Consider the following 19,656-nt stretch of genomic DNA (forward strand, 5'->3'; position numbering starts at 1 on the left):
ACGTCACTCCGCAAGAGGTCCGCCGGGTCCAAGATCTTATCAACCACAGACCCCGCGAATGCCTGGGCTTCCAAACCGCCCACGAAGTTTTTTACGCTAGCTCCTAAACCCGCGTTGCGTTTGAGTTTGATGTCCGCCAGTTGGCGTGCAGTCTTAAGTACTTTATTCCAACGATCTCCTACAAATGAGTAATGTCGCCAACCCGTAGAATGATACCGGAAGTCACCATCCCAAACGACACAGGCCCAATCGAGTTCGAGGCCTTGAACATGAAATTCCGTTGCAGCGTCTTCAAGATAATATGAGGATCGAACATCATCTTTGTTGTCAAGGAACCAATGTACAGGATCAACTGGAGACTTGATGTCAATTGCATAAGGTTTTAAGCGATGAGCCTGCGATGAAACGACAATGCCATAGCGTTCGGAACCTCGAGCTTGTGTTTTAATCCATTCTTTCGCTTTTATTAAGGACCGTGTGATCACAATCGGATATTGATGCTCGATACTTTGCAGCACGCTGCGAGCCTCTTCTTCGTTCTGATCAAGAATGAGTTTGACGAGGCTGGACAATTTTTCAGCACGAAATGACCTTAACGATACGGCCAGATGCAGATCATCGTTAAAGTGTACACCGTCGCGCTCAGCAAATAACTCAATAGCCTTATTAGCTGCATATTCAGTCTCGTGAAGGTCTGAGGAAATGTGCACATCCCAATGAGGAAAAGAGGTCGCGAGAGTTTTCAGCCATTCGCTTATACCTGCTTCACCTGTATTTATCTCCTGTCCACCTCCGACCAAGCAAACAATGACCGCCCAGTCTTGATGTCGATCCAGACACGAAATCAGAAATTCCGGCTCGGACTTATTGAAATCGGCAATTCCTTTTTTTTGACGCATGAACTTTGAGGTTTGCTCAACGTCCCATGCACGCTGAGCTTCATCAAAAATCGCGACATGCTCGATGGGTGGCTGACTTGCATCAATCAAGCCTTCGTCACGGAAGTTGTGTACGTTCTGAATAAAGAGTTTAACTTCGCTTCTAGCAGCTCCCTTTGTAATTTTTCGCCCAGCTAATACTTCTCTTTCAATTTTGTCACGAGCGAGGGCTTCCCTTAATACTGCAACGAGCGGGGCATTACCGGAAAGAAATACACTGTAAAGATCGCTCTTGTTGTCTATGTGTTGTGTAGCGACATTTAATCCGACTAGCGTTTTGCCGGCACCAGGCACTCCTGTCACAAAACCAATTGACTTTCTCGATTGCTCTTTGGATTGGCGAATAATCTCCGCGATTGCATTAGAGGTGCGGTCTAAATTGATTGCAGTAGCGTCATTACGAGAAATGTCAGCAACACTATGCCCTCTGTAGAGTGACTGTGCTGCCTCAATGATCGTTGGAGTTGGACAATAGCGCCCCGTTTCCCATGTCTGCAAATTAATCGGATGAGATTCGTCCAATTCAAGTACTAATTCGATTACTTTACCGATGTTGTCTATGGACGCGCAAATAGGAATTAGTAAACCGTCGTCGTGAACCGTTGTCGCAATATTTACTGAGACTGACGATGCACCTGTAGGAACCAAAATCGGGGCAATAGTCAGATGATGGCTTGGCTCATGGAAGTTTTTTAAATCAAGTGCGTAGTCCCAAACTTGTTCGATTGCATTCGTCTTGTACTTCGTTTCATTGACTTTGAATTCAATTACAAAAACAACATGCTTGATTAGGACAACAACATCAATCCGTCGTCCCATTCGCGGTATCGAATACTCAAAATATATCTTTCCACAACTACGAAAAGGTAAGAGGACACTTTTTAGGATTTGTATTTGCTGCAACCATGCATCTCGTTGGAGTGTTTCTACGGCAAAAGAATCATGCTCCACAATAGATCCGAGTATTTGATTCGGATCACAATCCAAGAAATTTCCTATGAAGTCAGAGTACAATGCACGAATGGTCATTTTTGGCTCCATAAGACTTAACTATCACTTTGCTGTTATTATAATCAATTTGTATGCTTCGAGAATAGATTTGAACATGTTCCCTACTTTGCCATCTGCCGCCACTTTTGTAAGTATGTCTTGTAGCGTCCTGACGTTGAGCAAGGGTCGCGGGAAATTCTAGCAATCCTCTCGGTCCTTATCCCAGCCCTCCCCCAAAAAAAGCGAGGGGTAGCTATTCCCAATCGAGTCTTTGCGCCGGCCTAGGGCCGAGATCTGTCGCAGATTCAGCGTAATCTGTGCCCACCCCCTATAACTAATAGTAAGTAGAGAGAGGTTATGAGTGAAAAGTACAACAGATCTCCGTTTTTCCAGAATTGCCTAATAAACGATTAACACAATTGTAGGAGTAAAGCTAATACTCGCGTTTTAGCCGTTGAGGCATCTGGCAATCAGTTTCTCACACAGTTCGCGGGCTACTAATAGGTTCTGTGGCGATTTCCCGCATCCAGCGATCTGAATGTTCCTGAATTTTCCATCGTCTTGTAAATATGCTTGTCGCCTCCCGGGAACTACCCCCGGTTCCTGTAGTGTCACACTATCATTGGATGACAATTTAAATTTCTTCCATAGGCATCGCGACACGCGGCGCAGGCGCGGTCAATCCCCCTCGACGCAAAAAATTATTTGCTTTTCGCCGGGTCATCGCCTATTTTCAAATTTCAGTCGTAGCTTTAACGACGGACTTTGATAATGGTTCTCCCACCCAGGAGCTGATCAGATGCGTTTTTGTTCCCGGTGCGGTTGTTGCAAAGGGGGCCTGAGTTCGCGGCATTTTTTGATGCAGGTCGGCCTGCTTTGGGGACTTTGGGGGTTGGCCTGCATGGTGTCCGCCGCCGAGCTACCCGTGACATTGACCGAGACCGCCGACGGCGTCACGGTGCAGGTCCAGAACGACCTTTTTACCAAGTATGTGCTCTTGTCAAAAACAAAGCCGATCCTCTGGCCAATTCATGGTCCGGACGGCGTGCCGCTGACCCGCGCCTGGCCCCTGGACAAGGTTGAAAAAGAGACCCGCGACCACCCGCATCATCGCTCGCTGTGGTTCACGCACGGGGATGTCAATGGCGTTGACTTTTGGTTGGAAGAGGGCAAAGATAAACAGCCGGGCGTGATCGAGCATCAAGGGTTTGATAGTGTCTCATCGAGCACGGGGACCGCTCCGGCCCGGCTGGTTGCCAAAAATATTTGGAAATCCCCCGCGGGAAAAGTTATTTGCCAGGATGTGCGGGAACTGGCGTTTTCCGCCACTGATAGCCAACGGGTGATCGACTTTACCATTACCCTATCGCCGGTGGATGCTCCGGTAACCTTTGGCGATACCAAGGAAGGCTCCTTTGGCATCCGCGTCCCCGACAGCATGCGAGTGGAGGCCAAACTGGGTGGTAAAATCGTCAATAGCCAAGGGCAGGTGAATGGTGCCGCCTGGGGGCAGGCCGCCGAATGGGTCGATTATCATGGGCCGGCCCGGTTTGATACGTCTGCTGACCAAACCGGTGGACGGTATGGGATCGCTATCCTGAACCATCCGGATAGCTTTCGGCATCCGACGCACTGGCATGTCCGCGAGTACGGGCTATTCGCCGCCAACCCGTTTGGCTTGCACGATTTTACCAAGCAACCTCCGGGAACAGGAAAGCATACCCTTCAGGTCGGGGATCACATGAAGTTGCGTTATCGCGTGATTTTGCACCGGGGAGATGAACAAGAGGCCAAGATTGCCGAACAGTATGTCAAATTTAAGGACGAATAAGGGCTTTGGTCAGGTGAACTGGTTCATTAAAAGGAGCCAGCATAAAAAGTTAACGGCGTCGTTGGCGAACTAAAGTCAAAAGTAGAAATTTCCGACACGCTATTTTCTCTATCTTAACCAAATCCTCACAGACAAATTTGCCGATAGGTAATTTGTCCCGCATTTATCCCATTTTGCCTATTCCTGCCAATTTGCGAATCTTTGCTAATGGCAGTTTTTTTATGGAGTTTTCTGTAGCAATGCTGTGTCCCAGCTTTCATTGCCCAGATTTTCATACCCTCAGACAACTTATCTTAACAACCTTGTGCGAACATGAGCAATTTGAACCTGACGCGTTTCCGTTGACGGCGCAGTCGCTCATTCGTCAGGGGAAAGTTTGCGGGTTGTTTTTTTGCTTGCATGGTCCCCGGTCCGTGCGTATCACCGCGATTTGGGAATCCGCGGCGAATGTGGTGTATTGCTACGGTGCCAATGGGGAACGGTTTGCCACTCTGCAATTAGCCAGCACGCCCGTGGTCTCCTCCCTGCCGCAAGCGGCCTGATGGGAAACCCGCGGAGTACTTTTTGTTGGGCGTGGTGATTAACAATTGACATTAGTACACCAAAAGTGTACCCTACATACAAACGACTTGGAGGTCATAAACATGTTGGTGCTCTCGCGCAAGGAAAGCGAACAAATCAAACTGGGCGATCAAATCACGATCACCGTGGTCAAGGTGGCCGGTGATAAAGTGCGCATCGGTATCGAAGCCCCCAGCGACATTGTGGTTTTGCGCGAAGAGCTCAAGCCGTTTTCCGCTCCCAAGGTCAGCCTGCAACAAAGTTGATATTTTTGATGGGGGGGGCTTTATATTAATTATTGGCATGTTGCAGTCGTGACGAACGACCTTTCTGGGTGATTGGCCAGGGCGTGCAAGTCCGGTTTTTTGATTCAATATTTTTCTTTGGCCGCGCGGCACCGGGGGTGGAAAGTCTAAAACTGGATATCCAGGGCAAAAAACACGCTATATCCGGGAGAGTATCCGCTGCCTAAAATAAGTGGCGGATGGTAATTCGTTCCCCGAAGTCTGCTACCCTGATGTCATCCAGCGCCGCCGTTTCAATGGCATCATGTTACGGAACAAATTTTTTTAGTTTATTGTCATGACATATAAGCTTCATCGCTGGCGTGTTTTTTGGTTATTTATCCTGGTCGTGGTCGTCTTGGCCGGGGGGGGAATCGGGGGATTATTGTGGGCGTTGCGAACGATCCGTCCGTTTTATCGATCCGCGCTCTTAATTCCCAAGCAAAACTTGGATCAGGGAAGTTTGGATTTTCTAAATCGTCTTAGCAAATTTAAAAATGACTTACGCAAGTTAGGACAGTGGTCGTTGGTTTTGACGGATGAACAAATCAATGGCTGGTTGGCGGTGGATCTGCCGCGGAACCATCCTGATGCGCTGCCGGAAGGCATTTATGATCCCCGCGTGGCTGTGACTTCCGGCCAGGTCTCCGCCGGGGTCACGGTTGATCGCCAACCGTTTCCCGTGGTGGCCTCTTTGGATGCCAATATCCAACTCGAACGGGAAAATCAGATTTCCGTGCGCATTTTGACTGTCCGCCTGGGGAATCTTCCCTGGACGCTCGAGCAAGTCGTCACAAAACTGATTGCTTCCGCCCAGGATCAAGGCTGGACAGTCCAGCAAACCGTGGTGGATAATACACCGGTGCTGATTTTTACCATGCCCGAGCGGCAGTCGGGAGAGCCGTACCAGATCATCATTGAGTCGTTGGAACTGCGGGACGGGGCGTTGTATGTAGCGGGGAGGACAGAACCAGTGGCCGCGGATTTGCCACCAAAGGAATCTGTTCCCGCGGCAGGCCAGCCAACAGGTCCACTGGCACAATAATTCCCTTTTGATTGAATCATTCGTGGTGGATACCAGGCAATCAACGACCGTGGCCCCGTCTCCTCCGCTTTTACGGGTTTGTCAGGCCAGCGTACGGTTTCCCACGGAAAAAACCTGGTTCGGCGCGACGAGCGGTTATTTACAGGCCGTGGCCGGCGTGAGCCTCGAGTTGCGGGCGGGCGAAACACTAGGGCTGGTGGGGGAATCTGGCTGCGGCAAGAGCACGCTGAGCCGCGCGATTGCCGGACTGACGCCGTTGCATGGCGGGGAGGTCTATTACAAAGATGAGCGGATCGATGATTTAAACGATCATGCGCGGCAAGCTTACCGCCGTAAAATGCAGTTGGTGTTTCAAGATCCATTTGCCTCGCTTAATCCGCGTCAAACGGTGGCACAGATCATCACCGAGCCAATGACGATCTTTGGCCTGCACCCCCCGCGGGAACGGTTGCTTCAGGCGTTGCGATTGCTGGAATTGGTCGGGCTGAATCCCCGCTCGCTCAATCGATATCCCCACGAGTTTTCTGGCGGGCAACGGCAGCGGATTGGCATCGCCCGCGCGTTGGCCGCCGAACCGGAGGTGCTCATACTGGATGAGCCGGTATCGGCCCTCGATGTTTCCATCCAGGCCCAAGTCATTAACTTGCTTGAGGATTTGCAGAGGCAACTGGGCTTGGCGTATTTGTTTATCGCGCATGATTTATCGGTCATTCGGCATTTAAGCGATCGGGTGGCGGTGATGTACCTGGGGCGCGTGGTCGAAACCGCGCCCGTGGAAGAACTTTTTGCCCAACCGCGGCATCCATACACGCAGGCGTTATTGGCGGCGATTCCCGTGCCTGATCCCATCGTAGCCCGCCTCCGTCGGCGGCAGCGTCCCCCCGTGGGGGGAGAATTGCCCAGCGAGGGAAACCGTCCGTCCGGTTGTGCCTTTGCCGAGCGCTGTCCGCTAGCCGACCTGGAGTGCCTCAAATCCGTGCCCCCATTAGTGGGAGAGAAACATGCCACGGCGTGTTTTAAAGTTGCTGGAGAGGACGGATTGTCCCTGGAGCGGGCGGCAATAGAATTCCCCGCAAGATAAACACCAAAAAAAGATAGATCGCACTGCTAAAGACGACCGCGGCCGAGATCACCACCGGAAAGTGGTCGCGCAGCATCACGAGGGCGGGGGGTTCCGGACTTTTCGGAGGGCGACGTTTCACTGGCGACTGCACGCCATCCATTTGATTCGCCGCCGCCCGCCATGCTTCCCAGGATTGCTGGTCCGCCGCACTATAGGCGGCAACCCAAGTTGGTTGATTGAGCAGCAGATAACCGACGATGGCGACTTCCAGGCAAAGCCAGATCAAGCAGACCGCCAAGAGGGGAATCATTGCGGATTTGCGGAAGAGGCTGGCCATGAGGGAAACTTGCTTCACGGAGAAGGAGAAAAAATCGCCAGCAGCGCTGGCAAAATCTGACGTAGGGAACGGGCCCGATGGCTGAGGACCGCTTTGACAACGGGGCCTAATTCCGCAAAAGTGCGGTGGTACTCCCGTACTTCAAAGTAAGGATCATAACCAAAGCCCCCGCCGCCGGATGGCGCCGAACGGATCAAACCGTGGCACCGGCCTTCGCTGGTGGCCACAATTTTGCCCGTCGGGTCGGATAGGGCGGCGCTACAGATATAATAGGCCGTGCGCTGGGGTGGGGGTACCTCCCGCAGGCGATCTTGCAACAAAAGATTATTCGACTGGTCGGTTGCCTCTGGCCCGGAAAACCGGGCGGAATAGATACCCGGCGCGCCATTCAGGGCGTCCACGCACAAGCCGCTATCCTCACCCAACACCCAGTGGCCCAGATGCCGCGCTTGAGTGGCGGCCTTGAGGGCGGCGTTTTCGGCAAAGGAAGCGCCGGTTTCGTCAACGGTGATCGCTCCCGGCAGATCGGCCAGCGTCAGCAGGGGAATGCGCCAGGGAGCTAGAAGGTCGACAAGTTCGCCGGCCTTTTTGCGGTTGTGCGTGCCCAGGACCAAGGGGGGAGGGGACATCGGTTTCCATTCGATAAATACGCGAAATTCGAGAGTTGCGAATTTAGCATATCAATTTAGTGGAAAAATCCCATTCCCCACCATATTACCGCTGCAATTTTGCCGCGACGCCTCGCTTGGGCACGCTCACGGGGAGCGGCTGTAGATCCAGGCTGATGCGTAGGTTTTCGCCGCCATAGCTGACGGTGGTAACCTTGGGGTGCATACCGGCCGCCGTGCCGGGATTGGCAGGATCAGCCTGGGTCGCGCCAAACACTTTCATGATTTGGTGGATGCGCGGATCAAGGTCGATTTTGCCGTCGGGATGCTTAAGCCCCACATCGTTAAAGCTGCCGATGCAGACCACGCTTTCATGCCGATCATGAAATTGGTACGCCTCGTAACCTTTTTCCCGCAGTGATTCCGTTAGCAGGGCCGCTTTGTCCCCGGCTTCGCTCAGTTTTTCCTTCATTTTTTTCCCCCCCGCGACCTCTTTGATCTTTTTTTGATCTAACAAGGTCGCGCCGCGAAACGTCGCCACTTTGACGCTGTATTTTCCCGGACAATCCAGCAGGCTATATCGCATGCCGTTATTCATATCCAACACAAATTTGTCCAGTCCCGGTTGCTGGAAATATTCTTTTGGTAACAGGGGATTGCTAGAGACAAAGGCCATGCTCATGGGTCCGCGGCGGCGCAGTTGATTCACCTTATCGCGGTACTGTTCCAGTTCGGCGGTGGTGGTGGAGTTATTGTCTTTATTGGCATTTTGCAGCGAATTTAGACGCATTTCCTTGATCTTCTTCAGCGTGGCCAGGGCATCGGGGTCATCCACGGTGCTATAATTACCCACCAACACGGCAACTTCGCGGATTGTTTCTTTATTGGCGAAGGACATCATTTCGGGTTTGCCATAGCGGTCCACATGCTGTCCCTGCCAGCTCTTGGAGTAATCCGTTTCGTACAGATGCGTATAGGCCTCCAAATGGTGGTCCTTGCGCAGTTCATAAACAATGGCCTTGGCTTCTTGTTCGGCTTTGTCGCCGCGGCAGACCGTGGCCATGATCATCCAGGGGCCGTTATTTTCCAGCACGGTGTAGTTTTTGTGGGGATCGGCCTCGACCCGGCGAAACAAGTTACTTAACGGATTGGCCGCGGAAACCAAGGTGACTCCCCACACGCCCAAGAGCAGTGCCAAACACCAATAATAGCCTTGACGATTCCAGGTCATAACCGCGCCTTAAACTTAAAAAAGGTAAGCACAGATTGCCGCGCACCGGGGCAGGCAAAATTTGGGCAAAGTTTAGCGGCTTTCCCCGGCCAGACCAAGAGCAGACTTAAATCAATCTATATAAAATTTCTAAAAATTCCCGCTAGCCCGGGTCACAAGCTGCTACTGCATGCAATCGCTAGCAAAAAAGCGGCCTGGATCGCAATGGATCCAGGCCGCATTACATATTTAAGACCAGTGTGTCTACAATGACTCGCCCTCGGTTCGCCTACTTCTTTTCCCCGAGCAACTCCGCTAGCTTATCCTCGATGGCGTCCGCCCAGATTTGATATCCTTGTGGGCTGAGATGTAAAAAATCGGGCATGACGTCGGCGCTAATGGTGCCGTCCGCTTGGGTGAATTTGGGGCCGATGTCCAAAAAATAAACCATCTTGTCATCCGCCAGTTCACTGGCCAGTTTGCTGGCGGTGGCGTTCTTTTCCCGTTGGGGGTTGGGTTTTTCGCCGCGGGGAAAAATCGCCAGCAGCAGGATCTTGGTCGTGGGTAATTCCTTGCGCAGTTTTTGCACAATGGCCTTGATTCCATCGGCGATTTGCTCGGCCGTGTGATCCCTGCCATTGCTATTATTGGTGCCGATCATGATGACCGCGGCTTTAGGCTCAATCCCTGCAATGTTGCCATTTTCCAGCCGCCACAGGACATGCTGGGTCCGGTCGCCGCTAATTCCCAGATTGACCGCCTTCCGCGGGGCAAACCGTTTATTCCAAATCTCCTTCCCTGGTCCTTCCCACGCCTCGGTGATGGAATCGCCGATAAACAGCACGCCCACATCCCCTTGTTTAATCCGCTCGTTAAACCGCTGGTGCCGCTCGGCAAATCCCCTTTGCAAAGAGCCGTCCGATTCGACTTTTGGAGCGGGGGTGTTTGCCGTGTGTGTTTGGGAATCTGAAATCAATTGGGCCGGGGAGACCGAGGGGATCCATAACAGTCCACACAAGCACATTTTCCACCAAGTTGGCATGGGATGCTCCTTAAAAAAATCGGTAATCAACGCACTCCGCGATGTCGTTAGCATAATCCATGCGGCGGCTGAAGCAACCAGAATCGTCGTCGCGCCGTTTGGACAAGATTCGCGGAATGCACCGGGTATGCCGGTAAAAAGCGGAATGCAGGGCGTGGAAGCCCGAATTTTTCGGCAAATAATTCGCGGTTTCGCGCAGTTGGCAACCTAGAGTTGTCTATATTTTTTAACGCTAGTCGGGCAACTTGCGTTTGTCGTCGGCGTCCCGGGAATTTCTATCCTTTTTTTGCGACCTACCCATGAGCATGCGAACACAGCGGATCGGCATCTTGACCAGTGGCGGTGATTGTCCGGGGCTGAACGCGGTCATTCGTGGCGCGGTTAAAAGCGCGACCCAGTTGGGATACGATGTGGTGGGTTTTTTAAAGGGGTATGAGGGACTGGTGGACCCCGTGAGCTACATGCCGCTCAACAATAACAATACCAGCGGCATCCTGACCAAAGGGGGAACGATTCTCGGATCGACAAATAAAGGTCGGTTTGTCGCCGTGGCGGGCGTGCATGACCGGGTGGAAATTGACCCCGTGCTGCTGGCGGGCGTCAAAGTGACCTGCGAGCAACTTGATTTGGCGGGATTGATTTGCATCGGCGGGGATGGATCTTTGGCGATTGCCCAGCAATTTCATGAATACGGCATTCCCGTGGTGGGAGTTCCCAAGACGATTGATAATGATCTGAGCGCGACGGCCTTTACTTTTGGCTTTGACAGTGCTGTCGCCTGCGCGACGGACGCGCTGGATCGCCTGCACACCACCGCCGCCAGCCATGAACGGGTGATGGTGCTAGAGGTCATGGGCCGCCATGCGGGCTGGATCGCCCTGTATTCCGGCCTGGGCGGGGGCGGGGATGTGATCTTGCTGCCGGAAATTCCCTGGACATTTGAAAATGTCTGCCACAAGATTTTGGACCGGGACTCCAATGGACGGCATTTTACGTTGATTGTGGTGGCGGAGGGGGCGGAATTACCCACGGGGGGCATGGTGGGACAAGATCGAAACGAGTTAAAGCAACAAATGAAACTCGGGGGCATTGGGCAAGTAGTCGCGCAAGAAATCGGCAAACGTTTGCATCGTGAAGTACGCAGCATGGTGTTGGGACATTTGCAGCGCGGCGGCGCCCCGACCAGCTTTGATCGGGCCTTGGCCACGCAGTATGGCGCGCATGCGGTTCGATTGATCCATGAAGGCCGCTTTGGCGAAATGGTTTGCTACTGGCCGCCGCGGGTCGAAAGCTGCCCCATTTCCGATGCTATCAACAAACTGTCCACGGTCGATCCCAATTGTTCCGCCGTCCAAGCCGCCAGGGCATTGGGGATCAGCTTTGGAGACTGCTCGGCCCAGATCAGCCCCTTTGCCCATCGGGAACTACTGCGGACAAATAAACCCACCTTCAACGGAAATGAAGCGACTTCCGGCTCTAACGCCCCAAGCTTGCCCCAGACCAACGCTACGCCGGTGATCGCGGCGGTGGCCGCCCTGGCCTAGCCGCCAAAGCCCCCTTCGTGGGGACCCTCGCCAAGAGCCGCCAGAAAGAGAATAATACGGGTATGGCGCGAGGGAAACGCAAAAAATCGAAATCAGCGGCGGAGTTGTCGGGAGAGGCTCCGTCTATCCCAACAAGCGAATCACAAGCAGGGATTGTGTCCGACGGGGGGGAAGCGCCCGCACTTCCCGGCACTTCGTCCAGCGGATGCTCCGAAGAGACCTCCACCCCGGCTAATTCTTTTGCTAGCGAAGCATCCCCCCCGGCTGGAGGGTTTGAGTTCGCATCCAAAAAAGTACGTGAATTTCCCCAAAGCCCGGGCGTTTATTTGATGAAAGACCGCGCCGGGCGGGTGATCTACGTGGGCAAGGCCAAAAACCTGCGGAGCCGTGCGGGTAGCTATTTTTTGAAAGCGGCGGCCCAGGATCTGCGCACGTCGGATTTGGTCCGGGAAATTTGGGATATAGAGTATTTATCGATGACCAGCGAGGTGGACGCGCTATTGGCGGAAGCCCGCCTGGTTAAGGATATCCAGCCCAAATTTAATAGCGATCTTAAGGACGGCAAAAGCTTTCCATACTTGCAAATCACCACGCACGAGGACTTTCCGCGCGTGGAAATCACCCGCAAACCCCGCACGAGCGGGGTAAAGCTGTATGGGCCGTTTGTCAGCGCGGGGAGTTTGCGGGGGGCGGTGACTGCCTTGCAAAAAATCTTTCAATTTCGTAATTGCAGCCTGGATATCGACGCCGACGATGAGCGCTGGCGCTGGTTTCGTCCTTGTCTGTTAGCGAGCATCCGTCAATGCACCGCGCCTTGCAATTTGCGGATTAGCAAGGAGGAATACCGCCGTTCCATCCAGCGGCTGCGGATGTTTTTGGACGGTAACAAGGAAAAGCTGCTGGCCGAGATGCGGGCCGAAATGCAAGCCGCCAGTCAGGCCCTGCGGTTTGAAAAAGCGGCTCGTTTACGGGATGAAATAAGCAAGTTGGAAACCTTGGATCGGCGGGGAACGCTTAGCGAGAACACGCAACCGGAAGTGTTTTATATTGATCCCAAACGAGGCCTCAAAGGCCTGCGTAAGATATTGCAGCTAGAAAAATTGCCCCGGGTTATCGAAGGAGTGGACATTGCGCACCTGGCTGGCGGCGAAACAGTCGCCAGCTTGGTGCAGTTTATTGACGGTCTGCCGTTCAAGCCCGGTTATAAACGCTTTAAAATTCGCGGTGTGGCGGGCGTTGACGACTTTAAAAGCATCCACGAGGTGGTTTCCCGTCGTTTTCAACGGCTCAACGAGGAAGGCGAGGTCTTTCCCGATATTTTATTAATCGATGGGGGCAAAGGCCAGCTAAGCGCGGGACTGGCCGCCTTTGCCGAATTGCAAATCCAGCCTCCCACGGTGATTTCACTAGCCAAGCGCGAAGAAGAAATTTACATTCCCGGCCAAGAAGAACCACTCGTGTTGAGTCGGCATTCTTTTGCCTTGCGGCTTTTACAGTATGTGCGGGACGAGGCGCACCGCTTTGCCCAGCAGTATCATCATCTCCTCCGCAAAAAGAACATCTTAGGCGACTGACGCCAATGCGGTAATGCAGCGGCACCTTGGATGAATTGTGGTATCGTCGGTACTGCCACGACAATCCGCGCAAATCTTGCGATTCTGGCTGTTTTAATTTTCTGGAAAAAAAGACTTGCGAAAAGCGGAGAAATCCGTAAATTCATCTTTGTGGATTTTATACCCATCAACGGCAATTTAACTGGAAGTGTTGTGGGTTTTTAACCCAATATGCCCTATTTGCCATAAAGGAGTCATGGCAGCCGAACAGAGTCATCTGGGGTTTGTAACATTTGGTACCTGTGGCCATGAGCGCCGATACCCGCTTATTAATGGGTGAATTTTCCCGTTCCCTGGATGAACGGTATCGAATGTCGTTGCCAGCGGAGCTAGCCGACCCCTTTGTGGAGGCTGGCCCCAACTGCATCTTGGTAAAGGAACGTCCCGGTTGCCTCAGCCTGTGGGTGGAATCCGTTTGGCAGGCTCAGTATTCAGCCGCGGTAGAGCTTTTGCAGGCGAAATTGCGGGCGGGTAAGTTGCGGGATCGTGGGGCGGATGTGCAACGGTTGGGTCGGATGTTGTCGACGCGGCATCGGGTTATTCCCCTGGCGGGTCGGGGCAGGTTGGTGCTGCCCGAGGGTTTTCGCGAGTTTTTAGGTGTGGAAGCCGGCGGCATGGTGTTGGTGGTGGGAGCGGCGGTTTGCCTGGAGTTGTGGCATGAAGCCTCCTGGCGGGAACATCTGGGCCGGGAGTTACCCGGCTTTTCCAGTTTATTTGAGGAATTAACGCGCTAGTCTATTTGCATTGTAGATGATGGGACACGATTTGCCGAAGCTTGTTGATTTCGAATTTGCTTTAATCAATTGACGCGTGGAAGCGTTACGCCTGCGGTATGGAGGCCGGTTTATTGCGACTTTGCCCGTGGCCGGGATTTCACCACCTTTTCAGTACCTGCCATGTGTCACCCGGCGGAGACTGGGATAGAACAGAGAAGGATTCTCTAAGTTTGTGGGTCACGGATGCCGTAGAAAGTGGAATTTCGCCCGGGCAAGTCGCATTTTTGGGGTTAGTTCGTATTTAGCAAAAGCAAATTATCTTGAGCGGGGTCTAGCAGCGCGTGCGACGGCTCAATAGGTATTCGCTGAGCGCGCGGTCAAACTGCTGGCTGGTGTCCAGGGGAACATAATCAATATTTGATTGAAAACAGAATTTACGGTAATCCTCTCGCCAGGCGGAAATTTGCTCCATATACTCTTTGCGAATATGGTCCGCGTCGACTTGCAGCTTGTCCAGGCTTTCCGGTTCTTCCAATTCAACCATGCCGCTAAAGGGAAAGCGAACCTCTGCCTCGTCCAGGATATGAAACAAGATTACATCGTGTCCGCCGTGTCGCAGACGGGCCAGGGACGTTTTTATCGGTTCAGGATCGGTCAACAAATCGCTAAAAATCATGATCAAGCTGCGATGCCGCAGCATGGCGGCCACCTGGACCAGGCTTTTGGCGATGTCGGTGTCGCCGGTGGGCTTTAATTTGGCCAACAGGGATAAAATCTGGGCCAGTTGCGTGCGTTTGCTTTTGGCGGGAAGGGATTGCCGCAACTGCGTGTCAAAAGTGATCAGTCCCACCGGGTCCTGCTGCATGACCATCAGATACGCCAGCGCCGCGGCCAGGCAAATGCCATATTCAAACTTGCTCAATGTCTGGCGGTGGGTGTAGCCCATGGATCCACTCAGGTCCATGCAGAGATAGCCGGTGATGTTGGTTTCGGCCTCAAATTTTTTGATATAATATTTATCGGTTTTGGCAAAGACCAGCCAGTCGATATCATCCGGGTCGTCTCCGGCGGTGTACTTGCGGTGTTCGCTAAATTCGACTGAAAAGCCATGAAACGGGCTGGAATGCATCCCTTGTAAAAAGCCCTTGACGATAAATTGCGCGCGCAGGTCCAATCGCGCGATCTGGCGAATGACTTCGGGCTTTAGATATTTTTCGACGGTGGACATGGAGAGTGTGGGGCGGGAAACATTACCCTTCCGTTGACTTATTATCGTTCATGAAGTTTATAAACATACCTGCCACTCGCATTACGTTTTCGTTCAAGGTGGAAGTCACACTGTAATACCGGGGAGTGGCGATAACCAGACTCGTCCGGTAGGGATTCCAAGTACTTACGACGAGCTAACTTAAAGATTTGAAATTTGATGGACTGATGACGCGCATCAATAATCCAAAGTTCCTTGACTCCCGCTGAAAAATAAGCTTGTGGCAATCGTTGCGTATCTTTCATTTCCGAGGAGTCGCTCACAATCTCAACAACCAAGTCCGGGGGACCTTCTAATTCAACAAAGCGTTCGGCTTCTTCGCCCGATTTGGGAATTAACTTTACCTTTCCAGAGTCAATCGATTTATCCGAAACATACAATACATCTGGTTCCACGGATAACATGGCTTCCACGCAAGTAACACGGGTGCGGTCGGTGCAGACATGGCCACTGCCCAAGTCCGCTACGCGAGAAAAGATCGCAGCCGCCACGCTCGTCTTGATAACGGCGTGAAAGAAAAAATCCTCCGGAGACAAATCGACCTCCACTTGACCCGCAAGAAAATCAAAACGCCCAATTTTTGGAAAATCCAATGATTGAGTCCATTTTCGAAAGTCCGACAAGGATGCCACAAATGGGACCCTGATTCGTTCGTCGATTATTATTCCCGGCGGCATGTTGGAATCACTTTACTGTGAAGTAACCAGGGCCTCCCCCTTACCTCACCAATTTGGGAATTTCCGGCGCGGGAATTTCCTTGATCAACCGCTCAATGATTTGTTCATTGTTGATCCCCTCGGCCTGGGCCTGAAAGTTGGTGCTGATCCGGTGTCGCAGGACCGGCGTGGCCACCTTGCGGATATCGTCAATCGCCACGCTAAACCGTCCCTCCATCGCCGCCAGGGCTTTTCCCCCATAAATCAAAAACTGCCCGGCCCGCGGACCCGCCCCCCAATCAACCAGTTCCCGCACGAATGCCGGGGCGGAATCATCCTTTGGCCGGGTCGCGCGGACCAGCCGCGACACATATTTTACAATGTATTCGCTGACCGCCACGCTGCCGACCAATTTCTGCAAATTGACAATCGCCCGCCCGCTCAAAATCTTATTCACGGTCGGTTTTTCATTCCGTGTGGTCGAGGACAATATCTGTTCTTCCTCGCTAGCGCTGGGATAGCCCACCTTGATGTTAAACATAAATCGGTCCAGCTGCGCCTCGGGCAAGGGATAAGTTCCCTCTTGCTCGATCGGATTTTGCGTCGCAATCACAAAAAACGGCTCCGGCAGTTGATAGGTCGTTTGACCCACGCTGACTTCCCGCTCTTGCATGGCCTGCAATAATGCCGCCTGCGTCTTGGGCGGGGTGCGGTTGACCTCGTCCGCCAATAATATGTTGGTAAAAACCGGCCCCTCGACAAAGCGAAAATTCCGTTTGCCGCTTTCATCCTCTTCCAGGACATTCGTTCCCGTAATGTCACTAGGCATCAAGTCCGGCGTAAACTGAATTCGCTTAAAACCCACGTCCAGGATTTTTGCCAATGTGCTGACCATCAGGGTCTTGGCCAGGCCGGGAACCCCCTCGAGCAAACAATGCCCACGGGTAAAAATAGCCGCAAAGAGCTGTTCAATGACATCCGATTGGCCAACAATGACTTTCTGAAGTTCGTCGCGCATCACCTGCCGGTGCTGGGCAAATTCCTGCAAAAAATCGCCTAAACTGCGGGGTTTGGTGGACACGCCTGCTCTTTGCCCGGAGGGGCAAAGCCAAGAAACAAGGGGGATAAGGAGCCTGCCGGGGGACTTTTTCACCCCGACAAATTGTATCTTATAGCCCACGCCGACGGCGGGCAATCCAAACTGGCAGTTCCCGGAACCGGCAGTTTCGCTGGTTTTACCAGCTTTTGGTTACTCCGCTTTCACTCCATATTCCCCAATTTGGCGACAAATTTCACTAAGTGACGGCAAATGCTAAAATAAAGGGATGATGACAGCCAATCAAACTGGCCGGAATCGTGGTTTCCCGATCCACCATTTTTGAACACTAGCCAAGATGTCCAATCCAGGCAGTTTATCCAGTCGTTTGCACAGACCCCCTAGGGCAACAAATTTGCCCCAAACAACTAAATGGGGCAGGGGGGGCTTGCAAGTTTTTGCGATGGCGCTGCTGGTTTGGATGATCGGGGGAACTGCCCTGCCCCCCCTGCATGCCCAGCAAGAGGTAGCCAAGGGGCCGGTGGACGCGGTGCAAATTCGCACGGCAATGGACAAAGGGGTGGAGTTTTTACGTCGTTCCCAAAATAACGACGGCACCTGGGACGGTCATCCGGAGCAACCAGGCGGTGTCACGGCGCTCTGCACGCTGGCTATGCTCAATTGCGGCGTCCCCGCCAGCGATCTCCAGGTGGCCAAGGCCCTCGCCCATTTGCGGACCAAAACTCCCGAAAAAGTCTATGCCAGCGCGCTGATTATCATGGCGTTTGCCGCCGCCGATCCTAAACAAGACGCCGCCACCATTAAAAAACACGCCCTTTGGCTGCAAGAAAACCAAGCCAAAAACGAAAACACCCGCGGCGCCTGGGCCTATGATCGGCCCACGGGGCGTCCCGATAATTCCAACAGCCAATTTGCGCTACTGGGCCTCTACGAAGCGACCCGCGCTGATGTAGGGGTCAATATTAGCCCCGCCACCTGGAAAAATTCTTTGGATTATTGGAAAAAATCGCAAAACGAAGATGGCTCTTGGGGGTATATCTTTGACAAGTTGGTTCATGGACGAACGGTCCCCGGCACAGGCAGCATGACCTGCGCGGGTATCGCCTCGCTGCTCATCGCGCAGAGCATGGTCGAACAAGGGGATGCCAAAATCCAGGGAGATAATATTATCTGCTGTGGTAATCAGGAATTGGATGAAGGAGTAGAAAGCGGTCTCCGCTGGATGGGACGGCATTTCACCGTGCGGTTTAATCCCGCCAACTTTAGCGGGGCAGGGGTTGGCTGGAATATGTACTACTTGTATGGCATCGAACGGATTGGACGTCTTAGCGGGCGAAGGTTTTTTTACGGAAATCAGGGCCAAGCGCATGATTGGTACCGCGAAGGAGCGGAGCATTTGGTCCGCACCCAAAATGTCGGCGGGAGCTGGTCGGGGGGAAATGACAACGAGGGTAACCCTCCCGTGTCAACCAGTTTGGCGTTGTTATATCTCAGCAAAGGGAGGCGGCCGGTTTTATTGGCCAAGGCCAAATTTGGATCCGGAAATTCTTGGAATCGTCATCGAGATGACGTGGCTAATCTGACCACTTATGTGGAACAAGAATGGAAAGCAGATTATCCCATTGGCCTCAGCTGGCAGGTGGTCGACCTGGAGCGCGCGACTGTCGAGGATCTGCTGCAATCGCCGGTACTTTTTCTCAGCGGGAGCGAGGCCCATGAATTTGCGCCCGCCACGGTGCAGTTGTTGCGCGACTATATTGATCGAGGGGGCTTTATCTTTGCGGAGGCTTGCTGCCCCGGAGGGGGGGATTTTGATCGCTCGTTTCGCCGCGCGATCCAGCAAATGTTCGCCGATAAGCCGGAACACACGCTGAAACTGCTAGGCCCCGAACACGCGATTTGGCGGGCCGAAAAATCGATTCCGCCCGATGCCTTGCGCCCTTTGTGGGGTGTGGATTACGGCTGCCGGACCTGCATTGTGTATGTTCCTCCCCGCGCGGCCGACGATCCTCCGGGGAATTTAGGTTGTTGGTGGGAGATCAACACCCTGCGCAAACAACTCAACTTTACCGAAAAAACCAAAAAGCAATGGCAAGGGGCCTATGGTATCGGCCTGAACGTGTTGGCCTATGCCACCAACCGCGAATTGAAATCCAAGGACCAAAATCTGAATTTGGAATTAACTGGCAAAAAAGTCGATTCCGGCGACCGAGCGCTGGTTTACCTGGCAAAACTTAAGCACCCGGGCGGTTGTGACACAGCGCCCGGAGCTTTGCCGGGAATTCTGCGCGCCGCCGAACAGCAATTGGGCTTTCGCGTGGAGGTTGATTCCCGGTTGATTGACATCACCGGAGAGTCCATCTTTGACCATCATCTGGTATTTATGCATGGGCGGAATGATTTTCGTCTGACGCCCAATGAGCGTAAACGAATTCGCGAGTATATCGAGCGGGGAGGGACCCTCTTTGCCGATGCCATATGTAGCAGCCCCGCGTTTGCCGATTCTTTTCGCCAGGAAATGCGAGAAATCTTTCCCCAGGGAAAAATAGAGCCGATCCCCCCGACCCATCCCCTGTGGACGAATAAATACGGTGGGTTTGACCTGTCCAAGGTTGTCCGCCGCGACCCGCAAAATGCCGCCGATCAACCGCTGGAGGCCCGCAAGCAGGTCGGCCCGCCCGAGTTAGAGGGGGTTATGGTCGGCGACCGATTCGGGGTGATCTTTTCCAAATATGACCTAAGCTGCGCGCTCGAACGGCATGATTCCCTGGAATGCGCGGGGTATAGTCGCGAGGATGCGGAACGAATCAGCCTCAACGTGCTGCTCTACTCGCTGGTGCAGTGACCATTGTTAGTCGCGACGCAACAGTTATCCAACCACACCTACCAGGGTG

17 protein-coding genes are annotated in these 19,656 nt (G+C 53.0%); 9 read left to right on the forward strand and 8 right to left on the reverse strand.

Annotated features, from left to right (window positions below; genetic code table 11):
* Positions 1 to 1,967, reverse strand: a 1,967-nt coding sequence (locus SFX18_19145; protein ID MDX1965270.1) for a DUF2075 domain-containing protein, incomplete at its 3' end; no start/stop codon positions are given.
* A gap of 760 nt (positions 1,968 to 2,727) precedes the next feature.
* On the opposite strand from SFX18_19145, the gene SFX18_19150 reads away from it, so the two are divergent.
* The 5 genes from SFX18_19150 (at position 2,728) to SFX18_19170 (ending at position 6,730) form a co-directional block, all read left to right on the forward strand.
* Positions 2,728 to 3,759: a PmoA family protein gene (locus SFX18_19150; protein MDX1965271.1), complete on the forward strand. Its 1,032-nt coding sequence runs from the start codon at positions 2,728 to 2,730 to the stop codon at positions 3,757 to 3,759.
* 221 nt (positions 3,760 to 3,980) lie between these two features.
* The gene (locus tag SFX18_19155) at positions 3,981 to 4,301 is read left to right on the forward strand and encodes a hypothetical protein (GenBank protein ID MDX1965272.1); all 321 of its coding nucleotides are present in this window, start codon (positions 3,981 to 3,983) and stop codon (positions 4,299 to 4,301) included.
* 102 nt (positions 4,302 to 4,403) lie between these two features.
* Positions 4,404 to 4,586: a carbon storage regulator gene (locus SFX18_19160; protein MDX1965273.1), complete on the forward strand. Its 183-nt coding sequence runs from the start codon at positions 4,404 to 4,406 to the stop codon at positions 4,584 to 4,586.
* 316 nt (positions 4,587 to 4,902) lie between these two features.
* On the forward strand, positions 4,903 to 5,649 hold the full coding sequence (locus SFX18_19165) for a hypothetical protein (protein MDX1965274.1): 747 nt from the start codon (positions 4,903 to 4,905) through the stop codon (positions 5,647 to 5,649).
* Between the two features lie 7 nt (positions 5,650 to 5,656).
* The gene (locus SFX18_19170; protein MDX1965275.1) at positions 5,657 to 6,730 is read left to right on the forward strand and encodes an ATP-binding cassette domain-containing protein; all 1,074 of its coding nucleotides are present in this window, start codon (positions 5,657 to 5,659) and stop codon (positions 6,728 to 6,730) included.
* Here SFX18_19170 and SFX18_19175 read toward each other — a convergent pair.
* From SFX18_19175 to SFX18_19190, 4 genes are all read right to left on the reverse strand, one after another.
* Complete coding sequence (locus SFX18_19175) at positions 6,666 to 7,067, reverse strand: hypothetical protein (GenBank protein ID MDX1965276.1); 402 nt, start codon at positions 7,065 to 7,067, stop codon at positions 6,666 to 6,668. The genes SFX18_19170 and SFX18_19175 overlap by 65 nt on opposite strands.
* Positions 7,064 to 7,678: a non-canonical purine NTP pyrophosphatase gene (locus tag SFX18_19180; protein MDX1965277.1), complete on the reverse strand. Its 615-nt coding sequence runs from the start codon at positions 7,676 to 7,678 to the stop codon at positions 7,064 to 7,066. The genes SFX18_19175 and SFX18_19180 overlap by 4 nt, the downstream gene beginning before the upstream one ends.
* A gap of 85 nt (positions 7,679 to 7,763) precedes the next feature.
* Positions 7,764 to 8,888 (reverse strand): hypothetical protein, encoded by a 1,125-nt coding sequence (locus SFX18_19185; GenBank protein ID MDX1965278.1) that lies wholly within the window; start codon positions 8,886 to 8,888, stop codon positions 7,764 to 7,766.
* A 268-nt stretch (positions 8,889 to 9,156) separates the two neighbouring features.
* Positions 9,157 to 9,909: a platelet-activating factor acetylhydrolase IB subunit gene (locus SFX18_19190; protein ID MDX1965279.1), complete on the reverse strand. Its 753-nt coding sequence runs from the start codon at positions 9,907 to 9,909 to the stop codon at positions 9,157 to 9,159.
* Positions 9,910 to 10,208: 299 nt separating this feature from the next.
* Here SFX18_19190 and SFX18_19195 point away from each other — a divergent pair, with 299 nt between their 5' ends.
* The 3 genes from SFX18_19195 to SFX18_19205 all read left to right on the forward strand — a co-directional run bounded on the left by SFX18_19195 (position 10,209) and on the right by SFX18_19205 (position 13,800).
* Positions 10,209 to 11,453, forward strand: a complete 1,245-nt coding sequence (locus tag SFX18_19195; GenBank protein ID MDX1965280.1) for an ATP-dependent 6-phosphofructokinase — start codon at positions 10,209 to 10,211, stop codon at positions 11,451 to 11,453.
* Positions 11,454 to 11,782: 329 nt separating this feature from the next.
* Positions 11,783 to 13,027 carry an excinuclease ABC subunit UvrC gene (locus SFX18_19200; protein MDX1965281.1) on the forward strand — a complete coding sequence of 415 codons (1,245 nt, stop codon included), beginning with the start codon at positions 11,783 to 11,785 and terminating at the stop codon, positions 13,025 to 13,027.
* Between the two features lie 287 nt (positions 13,028 to 13,314).
* Positions 13,315 to 13,800, forward strand: coding sequence for a division/cell wall cluster transcriptional repressor MraZ (locus SFX18_19205; GenBank protein MDX1965282.1), 486 nt, complete (start codon positions 13,315 to 13,317; stop codon positions 13,798 to 13,800).
* Positions 13,801 to 14,113: 313 nt separating this feature from the next.
* Here SFX18_19205 and SFX18_19210 read toward each other — a convergent pair whose 3' ends face one another.
* The 3 genes from SFX18_19210 to SFX18_19220 all read right to left on the reverse strand — a co-directional run bounded on the left by SFX18_19210 (position 14,114) and on the right by SFX18_19220 (position 16,723).
* Positions 14,114 to 15,010, reverse strand: coding sequence for a DUF58 domain-containing protein (locus SFX18_19210; protein ID MDX1965283.1), 897 nt, complete (start codon positions 15,008 to 15,010; stop codon positions 14,114 to 14,116).
* Positions 15,011 to 15,051: 41 nt separating this feature from the next.
* The gene (locus tag SFX18_19215) at positions 15,052 to 15,681 is read right to left on the reverse strand and encodes a Uma2 family endonuclease (protein MDX1965284.1); all 630 of its coding nucleotides are present in this window, start codon (positions 15,679 to 15,681) and stop codon (positions 15,052 to 15,054) included.
* Positions 15,682 to 15,766: 85 nt separating this feature from the next.
* Positions 15,767 to 16,723 (reverse strand): MoxR family ATPase, encoded by a 957-nt coding sequence (locus tag SFX18_19220; protein MDX1965285.1) that lies wholly within the window; start codon positions 16,721 to 16,723, stop codon positions 15,767 to 15,769.
* A 481-nt stretch (positions 16,724 to 17,204) separates the two neighbouring features.
* Here SFX18_19220 and SFX18_19225 point away from each other — a divergent pair, with 481 nt between their 5' ends.
* A complete protein-coding gene (locus SFX18_19225; protein ID MDX1965286.1) occupies positions 17,205 to 19,607 on the forward strand; it encodes a DUF4159 domain-containing protein in 2,403 nt (800 codons plus the stop codon).
* Positions 19,608 to 19,656: the final 49 nt, after the last annotated feature.

The sequence above is a fragment of the Pirellulales bacterium genome, from assembly GCA_033762255.1.
Lineage (GTDB): Bacteria > Planctomycetota > Planctomycetia > Pirellulales > JALHPA01 > JANRLT01.

What these genes read in the sequence shown, in the direction of transcription:
- SFX18_19150 (MDX1965271.1), top strand. Translation starts at nt 2,728, where the DNA reads ATGCGTTTTTGTTCCCGGTGCGGTTGTTGCAAAGGGGGCCTGAGTTCG.
- SFX18_19155 (MDX1965272.1), top strand. Translation starts at nt 3,981, where the DNA reads ATGGAGTTTTCTGTAGCAATGCTGTGTCCCAGCTTTCATTGCCCAGAT.
- SFX18_19160 (MDX1965273.1), top strand. Translation starts at nt 4,404, where the DNA reads ATGTTGGTGCTCTCGCGCAAGGAAAGCGAACAAATCAAACTGGGCGAT.
- SFX18_19165 (MDX1965274.1), top strand. Translation starts at nt 4,903, where the DNA reads ATGACATATAAGCTTCATCGCTGGCGTGTTTTTTGGTTATTTATCCTG.
- SFX18_19180 (MDX1965277.1), bottom strand. Translation starts at nt 7,678, where the DNA reads ATGTCCCCTCCCCCCTTGGTCCTGGGCACGCACAACCGCAAAAAGGCC.
- SFX18_19185 (MDX1965278.1), bottom strand. Translation starts at nt 8,888, where the DNA reads ATGACCTGGAATCGTCAAGGCTATTATTGGTGTTTGGCACTGCTCTTG.
- SFX18_19190 (MDX1965279.1), bottom strand. Translation starts at nt 9,909, where the DNA reads ATGCCAACTTGGTGGAAAATGTGCTTGTGTGGACTGTTATGGATCCCC.
- SFX18_19195 (MDX1965280.1), top strand. Translation starts at nt 10,209, where the DNA reads ATGAGCATGCGAACACAGCGGATCGGCATCTTGACCAGTGGCGGTGAT.
- SFX18_19200 (MDX1965281.1), top strand. Translation starts at nt 11,783, where the DNA reads ATGAAAGACCGCGCCGGGCGGGTGATCTACGTGGGCAAGGCCAAAAAC.
- SFX18_19205 (MDX1965282.1), top strand. Translation starts at nt 13,315, where the DNA reads ATGAGCGCCGATACCCGCTTATTAATGGGTGAATTTTCCCGTTCCCTG.
- SFX18_19210 (MDX1965283.1), bottom strand. Translation starts at nt 15,010, where the DNA reads ATGTCCACCGTCGAAAAATATCTAAAGCCCGAAGTCATTCGCCAGATC.
- SFX18_19220 (MDX1965285.1), bottom strand. Translation starts at nt 16,723, where the DNA reads ATGCGCGACGAACTTCAGAAAGTCATTGTTGGCCAATCGGATGTCATT.
- SFX18_19225 (MDX1965286.1), top strand. Translation starts at nt 17,205, where the DNA reads ATGGCGCTGCTGGTTTGGATGATCGGGGGAACTGCCCTGCCCCCCCTG.